This window comes from Novosphingobium rhizovicinum, assembly GCF_040813635.1.
Taxonomy (GTDB): Bacteria; Pseudomonadota; Alphaproteobacteria; order Sphingomonadales; family Sphingomonadaceae; genus Novosphingobium; species Novosphingobium rhizovicinum.
Genome location: NZ_JBFNXR010000031.1, coordinates 176094 through 192740, shown reverse-complemented (window position 1 = coordinate 192740; position 16647 = coordinate 176094). Strand labels below are relative to the sequence as shown.

17 protein-coding genes and 1 pseudogene are annotated in these 16647 nt (G+C 60.6%); 13 read left to right on the top strand and 5 right to left on the bottom strand.

Annotation, left to right across the window (positions count from 1 at the left end; translation table 11 throughout):
- The 3 genes from ABUH87_RS09700 to ABUH87_RS09690 form a co-directional block, all read left to right on the top strand.
- Positions 1-114 (top strand): DUF3363 domain-containing protein (locus tag ABUH87_RS09700; protein WP_367772977.1); only part of this gene is annotated, 114 nt, incomplete at its 5' end.
- 152 nt (positions 115-266) lie between these two features.
- Complete coding sequence (locus ABUH87_RS09695) at positions 267-689, top strand: hypothetical protein (protein ID WP_367772951.1); 423 nt, start codon at positions 267-269, stop codon at positions 687-689.
- Positions 686-895, top strand: coding sequence for a helix-turn-helix domain-containing protein (locus ABUH87_RS09690; RefSeq protein ID WP_419956686.1), 210 nt, complete (start codon positions 686-688; stop codon positions 893-895). Before ABUH87_RS09695 ends, ABUH87_RS09690 begins: the two co-directional genes overlap by 4 nt.
- A gap of 131 nt (positions 896-1026) precedes the next feature.
- On the opposite strand, the pseudogene ABUH87_RS09685 reads toward ABUH87_RS09690, so the two are convergent.
- From ABUH87_RS09685 to ABUH87_RS09665, 5 genes and pseudogenes are all read right to left on the bottom strand, one after another.
- Positions 1027-1355 (bottom strand): annotated as a pseudogene (locus ABUH87_RS09685) (transposase); the annotation flags it as partial.
- 84 nt (positions 1356-1439) lie between these two features.
- On the bottom strand, positions 1440-2921 hold the full coding sequence (locus tag ABUH87_RS09680; RefSeq protein WP_367772949.1) for a class I adenylate-forming enzyme family protein: 1482 nt from the start codon (positions 2919-2921) through the stop codon (positions 1440-1442).
- Between the two features lie 110 nt (positions 2922-3031).
- Positions 3032-3808, bottom strand: coding sequence for an SDR family NAD(P)-dependent oxidoreductase (locus ABUH87_RS09675; RefSeq protein ID WP_367772946.1), 777 nt, complete (start codon positions 3806-3808; stop codon positions 3032-3034).
- Positions 3809-3869: 61 nt separating this feature from the next.
- Positions 3870-4397 carry a nuclear transport factor 2 family protein gene (locus ABUH87_RS09670; RefSeq protein WP_367772944.1) on the bottom strand — a complete coding sequence of 176 codons (528 nt, stop codon included), beginning with the start codon at positions 4395-4397 and terminating at the stop codon, positions 3870-3872.
- 178 nt (positions 4398-4575) lie between these two features.
- A complete protein-coding gene (locus tag ABUH87_RS09665) occupies positions 4576-5475 on the bottom strand; it encodes a phytanoyl-CoA dioxygenase family protein (protein ID WP_367772942.1) in 900 nt (299 codons plus the stop codon).
- A gap of 141 nt (positions 5476-5616) precedes the next feature.
- Between ABUH87_RS09665 and ABUH87_RS09660 the strand changes: the two genes are divergently transcribed.
- The 10 genes from ABUH87_RS09660 (at position 5617) to adh (ending at position 16639) form a co-directional block, all read left to right on the top strand.
- Positions 5617-6705, top strand: a complete 1089-nt coding sequence (locus ABUH87_RS09660) for an IS5 family transposase (RefSeq protein ID WP_367772940.1) — start codon at positions 5617-5619, stop codon at positions 6703-6705.
- Between the two features lie 247 nt (positions 6706-6952).
- Entirely contained in the window at positions 6953-7579 is a 627-nt protein-coding gene (locus ABUH87_RS09655) for a hypothetical protein (RefSeq protein WP_367772937.1), read from the top strand.
- A 259-nt stretch (positions 7580-7838) separates the two neighbouring features.
- The gene (locus ABUH87_RS09650) at positions 7839-10058 is read left to right on the top strand and encodes a TonB-dependent receptor (RefSeq protein WP_367772935.1); all 2220 of its coding nucleotides are present in this window, start codon (positions 7839-7841) and stop codon (positions 10056-10058) included.
- Positions 10059-10092: 34 nt separating this feature from the next.
- Positions 10093-10638: a VOC family protein gene (locus ABUH87_RS09645; RefSeq protein ID WP_367772933.1), complete on the top strand. Its 546-nt coding sequence runs from the start codon at positions 10093-10095 to the stop codon at positions 10636-10638.
- Positions 10639-10647: 9 nt separating this feature from the next.
- The gene (locus ABUH87_RS09640; RefSeq protein WP_367772931.1) at positions 10648-11670 is read left to right on the top strand and encodes a zinc-dependent alcohol dehydrogenase; all 1023 of its coding nucleotides are present in this window, start codon (positions 10648-10650) and stop codon (positions 11668-11670) included.
- A 151-nt stretch (positions 11671-11821) separates the two neighbouring features.
- Entirely contained in the window at positions 11822-12445 is a 624-nt protein-coding gene (locus ABUH87_RS09635; RefSeq protein WP_367772929.1) for a TetR/AcrR family transcriptional regulator, read from the top strand.
- Positions 12446-12989: 544 nt separating this feature from the next.
- Positions 12990-13328 carry a putative quinol monooxygenase gene (locus ABUH87_RS09630; protein WP_367772927.1) on the top strand — a complete coding sequence of 113 codons (339 nt, stop codon included), beginning with the start codon at positions 12990-12992 and terminating at the stop codon, positions 13326-13328.
- A gap of 29 nt (positions 13329-13357) precedes the next feature.
- Entirely contained in the window at positions 13358-13963 is a 606-nt protein-coding gene (locus tag ABUH87_RS09625) for a glutathione binding-like protein (RefSeq protein ID WP_367772924.1), read from the top strand.
- A 136-nt stretch (positions 13964-14099) separates the two neighbouring features.
- Entirely contained in the window at positions 14100-15092 is a 993-nt protein-coding gene (locus tag ABUH87_RS09620; RefSeq protein ID WP_367772921.1) for a GAF domain-containing protein, read from the top strand.
- 17 nt (positions 15093-15109) lie between these two features.
- Entirely contained in the window at positions 15110-16639 is a 1530-nt protein-coding gene (adh, locus tag ABUH87_RS09615; RefSeq protein WP_367772917.1) for an aldehyde dehydrogenase, read from the top strand.
- Positions 16640-16647 lie beyond the last annotated feature (8 nt).

The following is a 16647-nucleotide window of genomic DNA, read 5'->3' as shown; positions in this document are numbered from 1 at the left end:
TGGCGGCCTGAGCTCGAGAAGTACGTCGGGCGAAGCGTCTCGGGGCTGATGCGCGAGAGTGGCTCGATCAGTTGGTCGCTGGGGCGCAGCCGTGGCCCGAGCATCGGCATGTAGTGGCGCCCACGCACGAGCGGCATCGAACCGAGCCCATCTGACCCCATCTGGGCCATTCTCGAAATCGGTACGCGGCAGGATACTGGCGCGCGGTGGCGAACCGGTTTTCCCCTGGGCCGGTTCGTCACCACCTAACTTTTCGAGCAGGTGCCATGGCCCGAACCTACAAGACCCGTCACCAGCTGTTCTTGCCCGAGGACATGAGCAAGCGGCTCGCGCACATTGCGGAGAGTTCTGGCAAGGCGCGCTCGGAGATCCTGGTCGAAGCGCTCGATGCCTGGTTCACGCGGCGGCAGGCGCCCAAGACCGACGAGGCCACGGGTGTCCGGCTTGCCCGCATCGAGCGCAACCTGGACTGGCTGCGTCGCAACGAGGCGCTTGTGTGGGAGATCATGGCTCGGGTTGTGCGTCACCAGCTGGTCTCGTCGGCGCAGACGCCGCCGTCCCGTGAAGCTCAGGCGGTCGGCGCCAAGCTCTTTGCAGAGCTGATCGACGAGGTAGCGGACCGGCTGGCAGGCAAGCCGGCCAGCAGCACGTCTGATCCGGCTCTTATCAAGCTGCGGTCTTTCCAGTGAGCAGGCCGGAGGAGAGCGCCACGCCGGTGCCGATGATCGAACCGCTTGCAGTGCGCATCCCGGAGGCCTGCCGCATGATCGGCATCGGACGGTCCAAGCTTTACGAGCTCATCGCCGATGGAACGATCGAGATCGTAAAGATCGGAAGCGTTACCGTCATACCCGTATCGCAGCTGAAGGCGCTTGTTGAACTCCCGGCCCGGTAAGTCTGCTTCGTTGGACCTTTGCGACAGTCCGGAACCATAGAGTATTTCACGATAGGCGGAGATCGAAAGTGCCGCCCGGGTTAAGGCAGCTCCCGACCCTTTCTGGCGTTCAGCCGATATTTCCTACTCTCCCGGATGCTGACCTGCCAAGTTCTGCGAACATCATCGATCAGCTGGCGCCGCCGATCAGGCCTTAGAGCTTTCGCGAGACGACATCCTGCAGCATCGCCTTGTCTAAACTTAAGTCCGCCACCAAGCGTTTCAGCTTGGCATTCTCCTCCTCGAGCTGACGCAGCCGCTTCATCTCCGACGGCATCAGCCCAGCGTACTTTTTACGCCAATTATAGAACGCCGCCTCGCTGATCCCGGCCTTGCGACACACCTCACCGAGCGAGGTGCCATCCTCAGCCTGTTTGAGCACAAACGCGATCTGCGCCTCGCTGAACTTGGTCCTCTTCATCGCTCACACAGTATCCTGGCCCTCCATTCATAACTGGAATTTTCCAGCTCCAAACGGTCCAGGATTCGGGAAGCAGGTCAATGGCTATGAAGCCTGAAGCTTTTTCGACACAAGCGCTTCCAGCTTGCGGCGAGATATCTTGTTGCTGTGGAGCATCGGAACATCCTCGACCGTGATCTCGACATAGGCGCGGGGCACTTTGTAGCTCGATAATTGATTTCGTAGCTTCGCTTCGATCTCGGTAAAATCAAGCCTCGCGCCTTCGCGGGGCACTACAGCGGCGACGAGCTGCTGGCCGCGTTTTTGGTCCGGCAGGCCGACGACATAGGCATGACGAACCCCGTCGAGCGCTTGCATCTCCATCTCGACCTCAGCAGGCGCGACATTGGAGCCTGCGGTTTTGATCATGTCGCCACTGCGGCCGATGAAATTAACGCGGCTACCTTCGATAAGCGCCATGTCTCCGGTGCGGAAGTAACCGTCAGCCGTGAAGTAATCGAGACGTTCCAGCTTGTGTAAGCCCGGCGTCACCGCATAACCCCTCACCTGGACTTCCCCGATTTTGCCATCGGGGACGGGCTGATCGCTCTCTCCGGCGACACGCACGTCGTATCGATCGGCCCAATGGTCCATCGGCGCACACATCGGATAGCCGGGCGCGCGCAGTTCGTCGCCATAGGAATAGGGCCCCAGCGTCTCGCTCATTCCCAAGCCCCAATACGGCTTGGACTGGCCCATCAGCTTCAGATCTTCATCTGCCAGTACGCTGCCCATGGCGATACGGCTGTTGTTCATGGTCCGTTCGGTGCAAGTTGTCTTTGCTCCGGCAATCCACGCGGGCAGCAAGGTCATCATCAGCCCGCCAACCCAGAACATGGGCATACGTGCTGCGGTCTCCTCGCTTGGCCCAAGCCCCGTCATGTCACGCACGTAGCCGGCGCGAAACAGGACCGGGCCATGAAGATGCCTAACACCCTTGGGGAGCGCCATCGACCCAGAGGTATAGATCTCGATCATCTGATCGGTCTCGTGAACTTCTGCTTCGACGGCACGCAGCAGCTCCTCGCTTACCGAGGCTGCAGCATGGGTGAAGGAAACAAGGCTTCGCATAGAATTGGGCAGACGATCCCCGGTCGAAGCGATCCAGCGCAGAAACGGCGCTTTCGCGATGCGCAGTTCCGGGCCGCAATCGTGCAATTCCGGCATGGCTTCGCATAGCCGCTCGACGTAATCGGTATTCAGGAAACGGCGCTGCACGATAAGGCCCGAGATATCGGACTGCTTCAACACACGGATGAGTTCATTGGCCCGGATCATCGTGCTGATCGGCACCGCGATGGCGCCAATCCGTGCGATCGCTGCCAGCATCAGCGCGAAGCCCGGACCGTTGCCGAAAATGAAGCCGAGGCGTGTGCCCTTACCGACGCCGTTGGCGATCAATCCGCGGGCGAGTTCGGCTGAATCGCGATTGAGCTCGGCAAAACTTGCAGATTCACTCGCGATTGTTTCGCCATCGAGTGCAATGGCAATCGCGTCACCATAGGCCGCAGCGGCAGCGCGGACCATTTGGGGGAAAGTCTTCGCGAGCTTAGGGTATTCCCAAGTACTGCATTCTGCATTCACTGGTTCAGTCTTTCACTGGGAGAGAGTGGGATTCGCAATCGCTAGGAATCTCATCAGCCCAGGCTGGTGGTTCCGCCGTCGACGAAGAGTTGAGCCCCGGTTACGCCGCGCGCCTCGTCGGAGGCGAGGAACAGAACTCCCATCGCGACATCACGCGGCGTCTGGAACCTTACGGGGCGTCCCTGGCTTTGCGCGCTGGCGAGGCCGGACGAACCATCCCGCGTCCTGAGATGGTAAGCGCCGATCTCCTCGATCATCGCTGTTCGGATGATGCCGGGATGGACGGAATTGCAACGAACGCCGTGTGGTTCGCCCAGTTGGGCGACGGATTTGGTCAACTGCGCTACCCCGGCCTTGCTGAAGCCATACGGCGCGAGCGTGGGGGTCGCGTTGATCGAGACGATCGACGCAATGTTGACTATGGTGCCGCCGTCCGCCTCTTTCATGGCCGCGAGAGCATGCCGGCACCCCAGCAGAGTGCCATAGCCGTTGACGTTGACGATCTGTGTCCAGGTCTCGAGAGTCACATTCTCCACATCGTTGGGCCCGTGTCCCACGGCGACGCCGGCGTTGTTGACGAGGATGTCGATCCTACCCGCTCGCTCGATCACGCTCGCCATGACCGCGCGCCATTGCGCTTCATCGACGACGTCGTGGGCATAGCCGCTTTCCGCGTGAATCAGCGCGGCGGTGGCTTTTGCTCCTTCGCCATCGATATCGGTGATGAAAACGAGCGCGCTCTCCGCGATGAGGGCTAATGCGATTTCCTTGCCGATCCCCCGTGCACCACCCGTCACGAGGGCGACCTTTCCCAACAACCGGCTACCCATCAACTCAAAGCTCCCTGTGGGATGTGATTGTTTCGAGACTCCTTCGGGTGTGCCGGTGCAGTCAGCAATCTGCCGGCACGCTGTCCCCGTACCCGCCCCGGCGTTCCGCCGGCGTTGCCCGGGTGACGGCGAACCAAGGGACGATGTCCGGGTTCTCGAACCCCTTTGCGCCCCAATTCTGCGTGGCCGTGGGACCGACGAGGACCGCTTCGCGTTCCTGAAAGAGCCAGCGGCCGTTCCGGGATACCAGGACATCGTGATACCGGCCCGCGGCGACGACCACGGCTGCGCTATCGCCGGATGCGATGAAGATGAAATTGGAGAGGACCTTTGCTGTTCCTCCCTCGAGTTCGATCACGCTGTCGGTCGTCAAGTGCAGTCCGCGCCTGTGCGGCGGCTGATCGTCTTCGATGAAGGCGCGCAGAGCGGGATGCCCGACATGCGATCGGCCGAACATATGAAAGGCGCCATCCTCGACGAACAATCCGACCCATCGGTCGTAATCTCCCGTGTCGGTATGATGGCAATACTCGGCAAGAGCCTTGCGTATCTGGTCCTCGGGGGTACCCAGGGCTGCCGAATCCGCCATCGCAAATCTCCCGCTTTACGGCATCGGATCCAGCGGTCTCCGATGCATTTTTCTATGGGACACTATGCTTACGAGACGTCGGCGGGCAATCGGGCGCTCGCTCAGCTGGGAGCGAACTGTCCCAGGAATGAGGCACTGCCGGCTTTTACCTCAATCGCCCCGTTGCCGGGGCAGATACTCAGTGCTCGCTCGTCCAGCCGATGGGAAAAGCTTCAGGAAACGTGCCGATGGGCGCGCCGTGCGGAATTTGCACGCCGCTCATTTCCACGACGGAAGGCATGGATTTGGCCCCTGGCGGGTTGTGATGGCGCAGTGCTGGTCCGCCCCACATGCTGGCATAGGCACGGCGCGGCGTCGGATGGTTGTCGCAGCCCGACGCCCCGTGCAGCATGTTGCCGTTGAAGATCAATGCATCACCCGGCGACACGTCCCACCGGAGTATCTCGAAGCTGTCCCGATACCGCGCGATGTCCGGGACAGTGGGCAGCGCGCTGCTTCCCATCCCCGAATAGCTGAAGTCCTGCCCTTCGGAGACGGTTTGCAATTCGCTCGGCGCGGTCATCGCCGTGTCGTAAACCACGTTCCAGCGGTGCGAGCCCCGCACCAGTTCGATCGTCAGATCGGCGGGAGACGGGTCGCAGGTCAGCCAGACCCGCGCCATGTCGTCGCCCCGGACGCGCAGAAAGGGGGTGTCCTGATGCCAGGGCGTCGGCAGCACCCGTCCACGCTCTTTGTAGAAGAGCTGATCGAGAACGAAATGGGCGGTAGGAACGCCCATCATCCGCCCGGCCAGCTGAGCCGCGATGCCGAGGTCGAGGAACGCGCGCAGCGAAGGACTGCCTAGGCTGGGCAACTGGTCGACCATGGTGCGGCCTTGCCCATGGCTCCCCTGCATGTGCGATGCCCGGCCGGTGGGCGCCCTATAGGCTTCTTCGATACCTTGTTCGAGCATGACGAGATCGCTGGGGGTCAGCACGTTCCGCAAGACGACGGCGCCGTCCCGTCGGTAGGCGGCAATATCGGTCTCGGCGATTTTGCTCGTAAGGGTCGGGCCCCGGGGTGCGGCGAAGTCCAGCATATCCACTCTCCTGGCGGCTCTTCTTTTTGCGAACGGTATGGTTGGGGTATACCAGTGTCAATAATATGGACGCCTCGAAAAACCGCTGGCGCACAGGCGCCCGAGTTGATTCATTGTCTCTGCGCAACAGCGGAGGCGGTGATGGCGGGACAGCCGGGTTTCTTCGATCTTTCGGACCGATATGAGGCGCTGTGCGCGGCCGGCGATCCACTCGAGCGTTTGGCGGCAGTGGTCGACTTCGAGTTGTTCCGCGGACCGCTTGTTGCGGCGCTAAGCCGCAGCCCTCGTGGCAAGGGTGGGCGGCCACCGTTCGACCCAGTCCTGATGTTCAAGATCATGGTGTTGGAGGCCCTCTACTCGCTGTCGGACGAGGCCACGGAGTTCCAGATCAAGGATCGGCTGTCATTCCAGCGCTTCCTGGGCCTTGGCCTGGACGGCACGGTGCCGGACGCAACGACCGTGTGGCTGTTTCGTGAGCGCCTGGTGAAAGCCAAGGCGATCGACAAGCTCTTCGCTCGCTTCGATGTCGCGCTCACGGACCGCGGCTATCTTGCCATGGGTGGTCAGATCATCGATGCCACCGTTGTGCCGGCGCCGAAGCAGCGCAACACTCGGGAGGAGAAAGCAGCCATTAAAGAAGGCCGCATCCCCGAGCGCCGGAAGGACAAGCCAGCCAAGCTCCGCCAGAAGGACCGCGATGCCCGCTGGAGCGTCAAGTACACCAAAGCCAAGGTGAAGGACGGCGTCGACCCCAAGGCGTTCAAGCCGGTCGACCTGGCCATCACCATGTTCGGGTACAAAAACCACATCGGCATAGATCGCACCCATGGCCTGATCCGCACCTGGGACGCCAGCGCCGCCAATGCTCACGATGGCGCACGGCTTCCGGCCCTGATCAGCCCTAACAACACCGCCTCAGGCGTATGGGCCGACACAGCCTACCGCTCCAAGAAGAACGAGGCGTTCCTCGTCAAAGGCATGTTCACCAGCAACATCCACCAGCGAAAGCCGCATCGCCGCACAATGCCGGAGCGCATCGCGCGCGCCAACGCAAAGCGGTCAGCAGTGCGCTCGGCCGTCGAGCACGTCTTTGCCGGTCAGAAGCATCGCATGGGCCTTGTTGTGCGCACCATCGGCATGGCCCGAGCTCGGATCAAGATCGGCATGGCCAATCTGGTCTATAACATCCAACGACTCGCTTGGCTCGAAGGGCGCACTGCGCCTGCATGACGCGATAACGACGCCAAGCCCTCTCAGGCGACCCTGAGATCAGGCGAAATCCTGCAGAACCACCGGGGGGCGCCATGCCGCTCCACTTCTCAGGCCGCCGCGCGATGCCAAAACAGACTGTTCTTCGAGGCGTCCATATGGTTGACGGATGACTTACCGGAACGGCGCGAATGTTGCCGGTGCTTGCGGGGTGTAGTCCGCCTGCGCCAAGAACGGACCATGACTTCCGCAAGACGTAACAAGCGCCATGCTCGGCAAGAACAAGAAGAGGACACACACACACACACAAACTCCACGCTATCGCGCATCCGGGATGCCGCGCGCTCGGTGTTTTACGAAAAGGGTTCTTCCCGACGTCAGTGGAGGAGATAGCCGAGCTGGCGGGAGTCAGTCGGCAACGGTATACCTCTATTTCCGCAGCAAAGAGAAAATGCTGTTCGACCCGGTGCGTCAGGATCTTGCATTTCAGTTCGATCAATATGCACTGCTGACGGCACTTAAACGTGTCAGTCTCCCGTCGTCGAGGAACTGGCTGGCGACATTCCGAGACGAGTTGGACAAGCGCAAGGTCTCACTGAGCCTTTTCTGGACCGGCTCGATGATGGCAGGCTATATGACGGAGGCGGTGGAGTGCCACCGGGACGGCATCATCCCGAAACTTGGCGCGCGTTTCGCAGGCTTCGATCTCCCCGCTCTGGGTCGCGACGACCGCGAAATCCAGCGCGCGGAATGCTATATGATGATCTTCATCATCGAAGGGGTTGCCACCAACTGCCACGAGAAGTCCGCCCGGCCAAACCTCAAGATCGGGATCGATCTGACTGCTCGGATGCTGTTGCACTTTTTGGATCGTGGTGAACCGGCGGCGAGATGACGTCGGTCCCGGGCGATCGTCGTATGTCCTCCGCTGCACGGGACTGCTGCTTCCAGCCCGCGGCTTGAACGCCGCTCACAAAGAGCAAAGGCCCAAACCGAGCGCAATTCTCAAATATGAGACAACCTGCCCAGTGGGAGTGAGCCATTCGCTTTCCATCTGTTCGTTCGAGCGTTGACACTCGTCTCGCCCCCCTAGCATGGCGGCCCTTGAGTGCTTCCGGAGAGAAGTGCGTAGTTTCTCAAGGGAGAGAGCGACGATGATCTACCGTGGCAGCAGCTTAACCGTGTCCGCCCTGGCGTTGGTGGCAGTGTCGTTGATGCCCGGCGTTTCCTCTGCGCAATCGGCCGATACCCCGCCGCAGGCCGCCGACCAGCCTTCGGTTTCCGGAGAAATCCTTGTCGTCGCGCAGCGCCGGGCCGAACGGCTCGAAGACGTCCCGGTATCGGTCACCGCCCTGTCGCAGGAAGCACTCGTTCGCGCCGGCGTCAGCCGTTTCGACGATATTGGTGAGATATCGCCGGCCACGCGGATCGAGCGGACCGGTATCTTCCTGCAGCCGACCATACGCGGCATCAGCAGTTCCGCGGTCGGAACGGGGCAAGAAAACAACGTCGCCGTTTATGTCGACGGCTTCTACCAGCCGAATCCGAATTCGATCGGCGCCGACCTTGTCAACATTTCGGATATCCAGGTTCTCAAAGGGCCGCAGGGCACGCTGTATGGTCGCAACGCGATGGGCGGTGCGATCCTGATCAACACCCGCGATCCTTCCTTCAACGATGTCGCGCTGGATATGGGCGCCTCTTATGGCAACCTCAACGACATCCGCCTGCGCGCCTATACTAGCACGCCGATCGGCGAAGGGCTTGCGGCCGGCGTGAGTGTCTATTACCGCACCAACGACGGCTATATCCGCGACATCTCGGGCGTCGATGCGGCGGGCTACAAGACCTTCGAAGTGCGTGCGAAGCTCAAAGGAGAGCTGAGCAACGACTTCAGTTTCACCCTGGGTTACGTGCACAATTACAAAAGTGATCCTCGTGCGCTGGCTTTCTCCGCGCAGAGCGAAGCATCTCTCGGACAGATCCCGTTACCACCGCTTGGGCCGCTGCGGACCGACCAGCGCGACTTGATCTCGGTCGACGTGATGCCGAAGTTCCAGATATTCGGCGATGAGGGGAACCTGAAGCTGGAATGGGACACCAGCCTGGGCAAGCTAACCAGCTATACGGCCTACGCGCACCAGCACGGTAGCCAGCAACTCGATTTCGACGCCACCAAGATCGCCTATATTTCAGCCCCCTCGATCTTCAATCGATCGAATTTCAACCAGGCGATCGATTTCGCCGCACAATTGACTCCCGTCGTCAACCTTATCGTGGGCGGCAACTATTTTTGGGACTCGTCGAAGACGCCTCGCGGGGAGGCCTATATCGGCGGTGTCTTGTTCACCCAGCAAAGGACTTTCCTGGGCACGCGTGCCTATGCGGTTTACGGCGACCTCACCTGGCAGATCGGCGAAGGGCTCTACCTGGGCGGCGGCCTCCGCTACAGCCGTGAACGCAAGACCGTCTCTTCCGAATACACCTACAACCTGATCACCGGCCCTGGGACCCTGGCGCCGCGCACCGGGGCCGTGTTTTCCGACGTCACGCCGCGCGCCACTTTGCGCTACGAAGTGGCCGATCGCACCAATGTTTATCTGTCCTACAGTGAGGGCTTCAAGAGCGGCACGTTCAACACCATCGGGCAGAACGCCCTGGCGATCATCACGCCGGTGAATCCGGAAAAGGTGAAGGCCTGGGAAGTCGGTGCGAAGACCGCTGGCAGGGCATTCCATGCGGAGATCGCCGCTTACTACTACGACTATCGCGACCTGCAGGTCAGTTCGCTGCAGACCGTACCGGGAACGCCGCAACCGGTGACGATCCTGGGCAATGCCGGGCTTGCACGGATTTACGGCGCCGAGGCATCCGTCTCCGCGGCGATCACCGAGGCATTCAACATCCGCGCAGCCGGCGCCTATACCCATGCCCGGTATCGCAGCTTTCCCAACGCTTCGGTCCAGTTGGTCGTGAACGGCATTAACGTCGGCAACATCGAGCAGGACTTCTCGGGCTTGCGGCTGGCGCGCGCACCCGACTGGACCTTCAACTTCGGCGCCGATTACACCGTGCCGATCGGCGAGGGGAAATTGGTGATGACCGGCAACGCCAGCTATTCGAGCAAGTACGCTCCGACCATCGAAACGTTCGATCCGCAGACGGGCAAGCCTCGGTTCTACCAGGCGGGCTATATCCAGGCGTCGGCTTCGATCCAATACTCGATCCCGGGAGATAACCTCTCGATCGGCGTGTTCGCAGAAAACCTCACGGACAAGCAGTTTCGTATCCAGTCCACGGCCAACGGTCAGGCGACCTACGATATCCTCAGCGAGCCGCGGACCTACGGCGTTCGTATCGGTTACAAGTACTAGCCCCGGGATGCAGCCGTCAGGGAAGGATCGTTCTGTGAACAAAAACTTTGGCAAAATCCGGCAGCTTGGGCATGTCGTGACGGACATGGACCAGGCGCTGGAATTCTGGACCGGCCGCTTGGGCATAGGCCCGTTTTTCGTCACCCACGATCTGCGGTTTCCGGATTTCCATTATCGCGGACAGCCTGCGCAGTCGCCGTGCGTTTCATTGGCGATGGCCTACAGCGGCGACATGCAGATCGAGCTTATCCACCAGGTCGATGATGTTCCCAGCGCCTACACCGAGTTCCTGTCCGCCGGCCGGTCTGGGCTGCATCACTACAGTTCTTGGTTCGCCGGGCGCGAAGACTACGAGCGGACGCGAAGCTGGGCGATTTCACGGGGCTTCAATCTTGTTATGGAATCCCGACCGGAAGCGGGACCACGGTTGGCCTACTTCGAGACGGGTAATCCCGCGGCTGCCCTTTTCGAGCTTTCGGAAGCGTTGATGCCGGCCATCGCCACGGGCATGAGCGCAGTCCAGCAGATTTGCGCCGGATGGGACGGTAGCAAGCCTGTCCGCACGTCCGCCGATCGGTAATCTAGTCCAATGACGAAACCGCTACAGCGAGTCGGCCGGCTGCACGAGGCGGGGCGCATACAACTCGATACCGCCGAAATCCCCGAGGCGGAACCGCAGGATATTGTGGTCCAGGTCAACAGGGCAGGCATCTGCGGCACGGACCTCGCTATCTTTCGGGCGGGTTCGCCCGTGCCTGGAACGGTTCTGGGACATGAATTTTCCGGAACGGTGGTGGCCGCTGGAAACCGGGTGACTGGTGTTGCAGCCGGTGACCGGATCGTCGCCAACCCGATGATGGACTACCTTGGGCTCGGCCGCCTGCCGGGCGCATTCGCCGAGTATCTGCGGTTGCCAGAGGTGGATGTCGGCCGGAACGTCTTCGTGCTGCCCGATACCGTATCCGACGAGGCCGGTGCCTTAATCGAACCGTTTGCCGTGGCGTTGCACGCTATCAATCGTGCCCGCGCGCAAGTGGGGGAGCGCATCGTCATCTATGGGGCCGGTCCGATCGGTATTTGCGTCCTGGTGGGCCTTAAGGCGCGCGGCATTGATGGTGTTCTGGTGGTCGAGCCCAGTGCCCACCGGCGAGAAATGGCTCTCGGGATGGGCGCGAGCGCGGTGCACGATCCCCTTGATGGCAGTCCAACAGACTTTGTCGCCTCCCACTTCGGCATGAGCGATGCGGGCGATGGCGGCCCTGCATCGGGCTTGGCAGATGTGGCGTTCGACTGCGCGGGTGTCGCCTCATCGCTCGATGCCGCGATGCTGTCGCTCCGCCGACGCGGTCGGCTGGCCCTGGTCGCCGATCCGCAGGACTGCCCGCTTGCCCCGCTCCGCCTGGTCATGTTGCGCGAACTCGAAGTGATCGGTTCGGCCACGTATGATGACGAATTCCACGAAGCGATCGACCTTCTGGCGAGCGGCCGGGCCGATCTTTCCGCGCTTGTCACCCATCGTTTTCCATTGGCGAAGATCAGCGATGCCTTCGCCATGCAGATGGATTCCGCGCAGGCGGGAAAAGTGCTCATCGTTCCCGGGATCCATGGCTAGAAAGTCGTGCGATTGACCGCCCTCCGCTCTATTGCTCTATCGTGTCGCCTCATTCGCCCCTTGTTTCCGGCGCGCGGTGCGCCATGGCTAGACTTGCATATCCGGCAAAGGCGGGAAATTGCACAAGGTGATGTTGGGCTTGGAGCAATCAATGAATCTCCGCGAAAGGCAGAAATATGCCACGCTGAATGCCATCAAAGACACGGCACGCGAGATTTTTTCTTCGCGACAATATGAATCCATATCGGTGGATGAGATAGCCAAGTCTTCAGGCGTCAGTCGTGGGACCATATACAAGCACTTTCGTTCAAAATTAGAAATAGTTATGTCGATCGTTGAGGATGACCTTGAAAGGCATCGCTCCGCATACGCCCTTCTCGCCAATCTGGATGACGTGTGCTTCAATTCCGTTCGTTCGTGGTTCGAAGATTTCGTGGAAAAGACGAAATCTTCCAATAAGTTTCTAGCTACATATTTCCGGTCCCATAACGATGGATTTCCCTTGATTGTAGGTCATAGAAACAAGGTTATAGAAATACTCGGCAGGAAATTCGAAGGATTCAGGGTTGGTCGCTATGGAGTGCAGCACGTTGAGCAATGCCGAGCGCAATGCTTCATGATGCTCTTTTTGATTGAGACCGGAGCCATCACCTATGCCATTGAAACGGATCAGGTCGATCGTAATATTGGCATGGACCTGACGGCGGAGGCTCTCGTCGGATTTCTGAAGATGGGTGAACTGTATCTGCCCGGTACGCCGGTCTCCCGCTGCTAAGGCGCGGTTCTACAAAAGAATGATGCACGCTGGCCGACCTGCCGTGCCGCCCTCGGCGGCACCATCGAGGGCAAGTTAGACAGTCGTTTCCACTAGATCAAAAACTTCGGTGACATACGTTCACTGGATTGACAGTTGTTCACCGAACCACGATGCTACTCCCACAAAAGGCGCTCTAGCGCTTAATCTGAGGAGAGGGGATATGCGCGCAACTCGCAACTCGCAGCGTGCTGACCTGCGCTGAGCTTTTAGTCGTCGCTGCAACCGCACGCGCGATGCGCCGGGGCAAACCCCAAATTGCCGGACGACGGCGCGAGGCGGCGTGACATCGTTGTCATTCCCCGGCGCGTTGAAGAGCGCCTGCAAGATGTCGCCGTGGCCGCCGACTTCACCCCACGAAATCCATCCGGTTGCGGTCGGCGGACCTTAGAACCCTTCCGGTTTCGACAGCTACCAATAGGCGTAGCCCCGCATCCGGCGCGGGCGCCGGCGCTACAGTTCGGTGTTTAAAGCCGCCGCCAGCCGTTCATGAAGGAGAGATCAGATGAAGCCCGAATTACCCGAAGCGATCAAGAATGCCTACGTATCGATTTTTAGCGTCACAGTGAAAGAAGATCGTCTCGCCGACTTCCTTGCCGCATTCGACGAAGTCATGCCTCATTCGGCCGCCGAGGAAGGCATCATCCGGTTCGAGATGTTTCGTGACCTGAAAGACCCGCTGCATTTCACCGTTATCGATCTCTATCGCGACAAGGCCGCTTATGACAGCCATTCGCAAACGCCGCATGTCGCGCGCCTTGGTCCGGCATTGGCCGGATGCTTCGACGGCGTGCCGGACTCCCGCGTCTGCGAACTTCGCGATGGCATTCCCAGCAAAGTCTGATCCCGGCGGGACCGAATTGGAGGGTTTTTATGATCACGCTATACTATGCGCCGAATTCGACGGCGCTCACGGCGCACATCGCACTGGCCGAATCGGGCCTCGACTACAAGCTCGACCTGATCGACCACTACGGCGACAAAAGAACGAGCGACGGCCGCTCCTACTTCGACCTGAGCCCCATCGGCTACGTGCCGGCGATCGAACTCGAAGACGGGGCGGTCCTGACGGAATCCGCGGTCGTGCTGGAATATATCGCCGATGTGGCAAGTGCTTCGCTGTGCCCGTCGCATGGCGATTTCAAACGCTATCTGGTGCTGCAGTGGGTCCACTTCGCGACCACGGAACTGCACCAGAAGCTGATGCGGCTGACGATCCCGGGCGTGGCGGCGGATTATGCGGCGGCGAACATGGAGCAGGTGACGGCGCGGTTCGCGCACCTGAACGCTTCGCTTTCCGGCCGGGATACTCTCGTCGGCGACACCTTCACCATCGCGGACATCTACGCCTTCGTCGCGACGCGCTGGTGGATGAACAAGATCGACATGGGCGATTATCCCGATCTCCAGCGATTCATGGATGCGACCGCTCGCCGGCCGGCGGTCATCCGCGCATTGCAGGAAGAAGGCATCGAATAGGGCGCTGGGGCGTGCGGCGGCCACGTTCCCGTCAAACAACTGTCTCGCTGTCGAGACACTGACCGCTCGCTCGTGGTCCAGCTGCTTGCCGGCATGGGCGATGACAGGTTCAATGCCCCGGGATGAGGATAAACGCATGTTGATCAACAACACTGCAATAAACCACGCGGACAGGGTTCTGGCGACAGTGGGCAGCGGACAAAGCGCCGCGACGTCGTCGATTGCGGCTTCGTGGTGCCGCTCGGCGCTCCACCATGGTTTGGATCCTGGCACCCAGAGGCGGCGCGAACGTTTGGATAGCAACGACTTGGGACATTTGCTGGAACGAAACGGCGAATTGCTGGCGGCGGCGGAACCGGTGCTCGCAGCTTTGTTCGGGAACGTGCGCAGCGCGGGGTGCTGCGTCATCCTCGCCGACATTGATGGCATCGTGCTGGACATGCGGTCGGCCGCCGGGGACCAGAAGGTGTTTGAATCGATAGGCCTGCAGGGAGGGGTGAGTTGGAGCGAAGCCTCGGAAGGCACCAACGGTATCGGCACCTGCCTTGTGGAAGGGCGCTCGCTGAGCGTGGACCAAAGCGAGCACTTCTCAAGCCGCAACACTGGCGTCAGTTGCATCGATGCGCCCGTATTCGGTCCCAATGGGGAGCTTATCGGTGCTCTCGATATCTCAAGCTGCAGGACCAATTCGCGCGACAGCTTCATCCCGCTCGTCACTTCCCTTGTCCAAGAGGCTGCGCGGCAGATCGAGCGCAATTTCTTCTGCCAGAGCTATGCCGATGCGCGCATCCTCTATGCGCCAGACCCCCTCGGACGCGGCTCTGCACTTCTCGCCGTGGACAAGGACGATCTCCTGATCGGGGCGACGCGGTCCGCGCGCCGCAAGTACAAGATTTCACAGGCGCAGATCAATTCGCCATCCCCCGTGGTCGATATCCTGGGCGTCGACCGGCCGACCCGGTTCGACGATTCTGAAAGGATGGTCCTCCGCCAGGCGCTGTCGCGCTCGCGCGGCAACGTCTCCATCGCGGCGCGAGCGCTCGGCATCGGTAGGGCGACATTCTACCGGCGCATGGAGCGGGTCGGCTTGACCCCCGTGAACCGCGGCACGGCCGCCAAGCCCAACTGAAACCCCGAAGGAAACACATGAACACTGCCGTGACCGAAAGCAGGACGTTGCAAGGGCTCAAGCCTCCCTTTTCTGAAACCTATGACAATTTCATCGGCGGGCAGTGGGTAAAGCCGTCGTCAGGGCACTATTTCGACAATGTGTCTCCTATTACCGGCAAAGTGATCTGCCGGGTTGCAAGATCCAATGCGGCCGACGTGGAACTGGCCCTCGACAGTGCCCACGCCGCCAAGGAACGCTGGGGGCAGACTTCGGCCAGCGAACGGTCGCTGGTCCTGCTTCGCATCGCCGATATCATGCAAGCCAACCTCGACTTGCTCGCGGAAGCGGAAAGCTGGGACAACGGCAAGCCGATTCGCGAGACCAAGGCGGCCGATATACCGCTGGCCATCGACCACTTTCGGTACTTCGCTGGCTGCATTCGCGCGCAGGAAGGTTCGATTTCCGAAATCGACCGGGAAACCGTCGCCTACCATTTCCAGGAGCCTCTGGGCGTGGTCGGCCAGATCATCCCCTGGAACTTTCCGATCCTGATGGCGAGTTGGAAGCTGGCGCCGGCGCTTGCGGCAGGCAATTGCGTGGTCCTCAAGCCCGCCGAGCAGACCCCTGCCTCGATCATGGAACTGGTCAAACTCATTGCCGGTGTGCTGCCGCCGGGCGTGCTCAACGTAGTGAACGGATACGGTCTCGAAGCTGGCAAGGCGCTGGCTACATCGCCCCGGGTGGCCAAAATCGCCTTTACCGGAGAGACCAGCACCGGGCGGCTGATCATGCAGTATGCCAGCCAGAATCTGATTCCGGTGACGCTGGAACTGGGTGGCAAATCGCCGAACATCTTTTTCGAGGATGTCGCCCGGGAGGACGACGATTATCTGGACAAGGCGCTGGAAGGCTTTGCCATGTTCGCGCTCAACCAGGGCGAAGTGTGCACTTGTCCCTCGCGTGCGCTGATCCAAGAGAGCCTTTACGACCGCTTCATGGAAAAGGCCCTTCAGCGGGTCGCCGCGATCGTGCAGGGAAATCCGCTGGATCAGGCAACGATGGTCGGGGCGCAAGCTTCGGCCGAACAGCAAGCGAAGATCCTTGAATATTTCAACATCGGCCGTGCCGAGGGCGCTGAAGTTCTGGCGGGCGGGAACGTATCCGATCTGGGCGGCGAACTCGCCGGGGGCTTCTATGTGCAGCCTACGGTCTTGCGCGGCCACAATCGGATGCGCGTGTTCCAGGAAGAGATATTCGGGCCCGTCGTCTCGGTCACGACGTTCCGCGACCATGACGAGGCACTCGCCCTGGCAAACGACACGCCATACGGACTGGGCGCCGGTGTCTGGAGCCGCGATGCCGACACCTGTTACCGCTTTGGTCGAGCGATCCAGGCGGGGCGCGTCTGGACCAACTGCTACCACGCTTACCCGGCGCATGCCGCATTCGGGGGTTACAAGCAGTCGGGCTTCGGCCGTGAAACGCACAAGATGATGCTGGATCACTACCAACAGTCAAAGAACCTGCTTGTCAGCTATAGCGCGAAAAAGCTGGGATTTTTTTGAATCAAAAT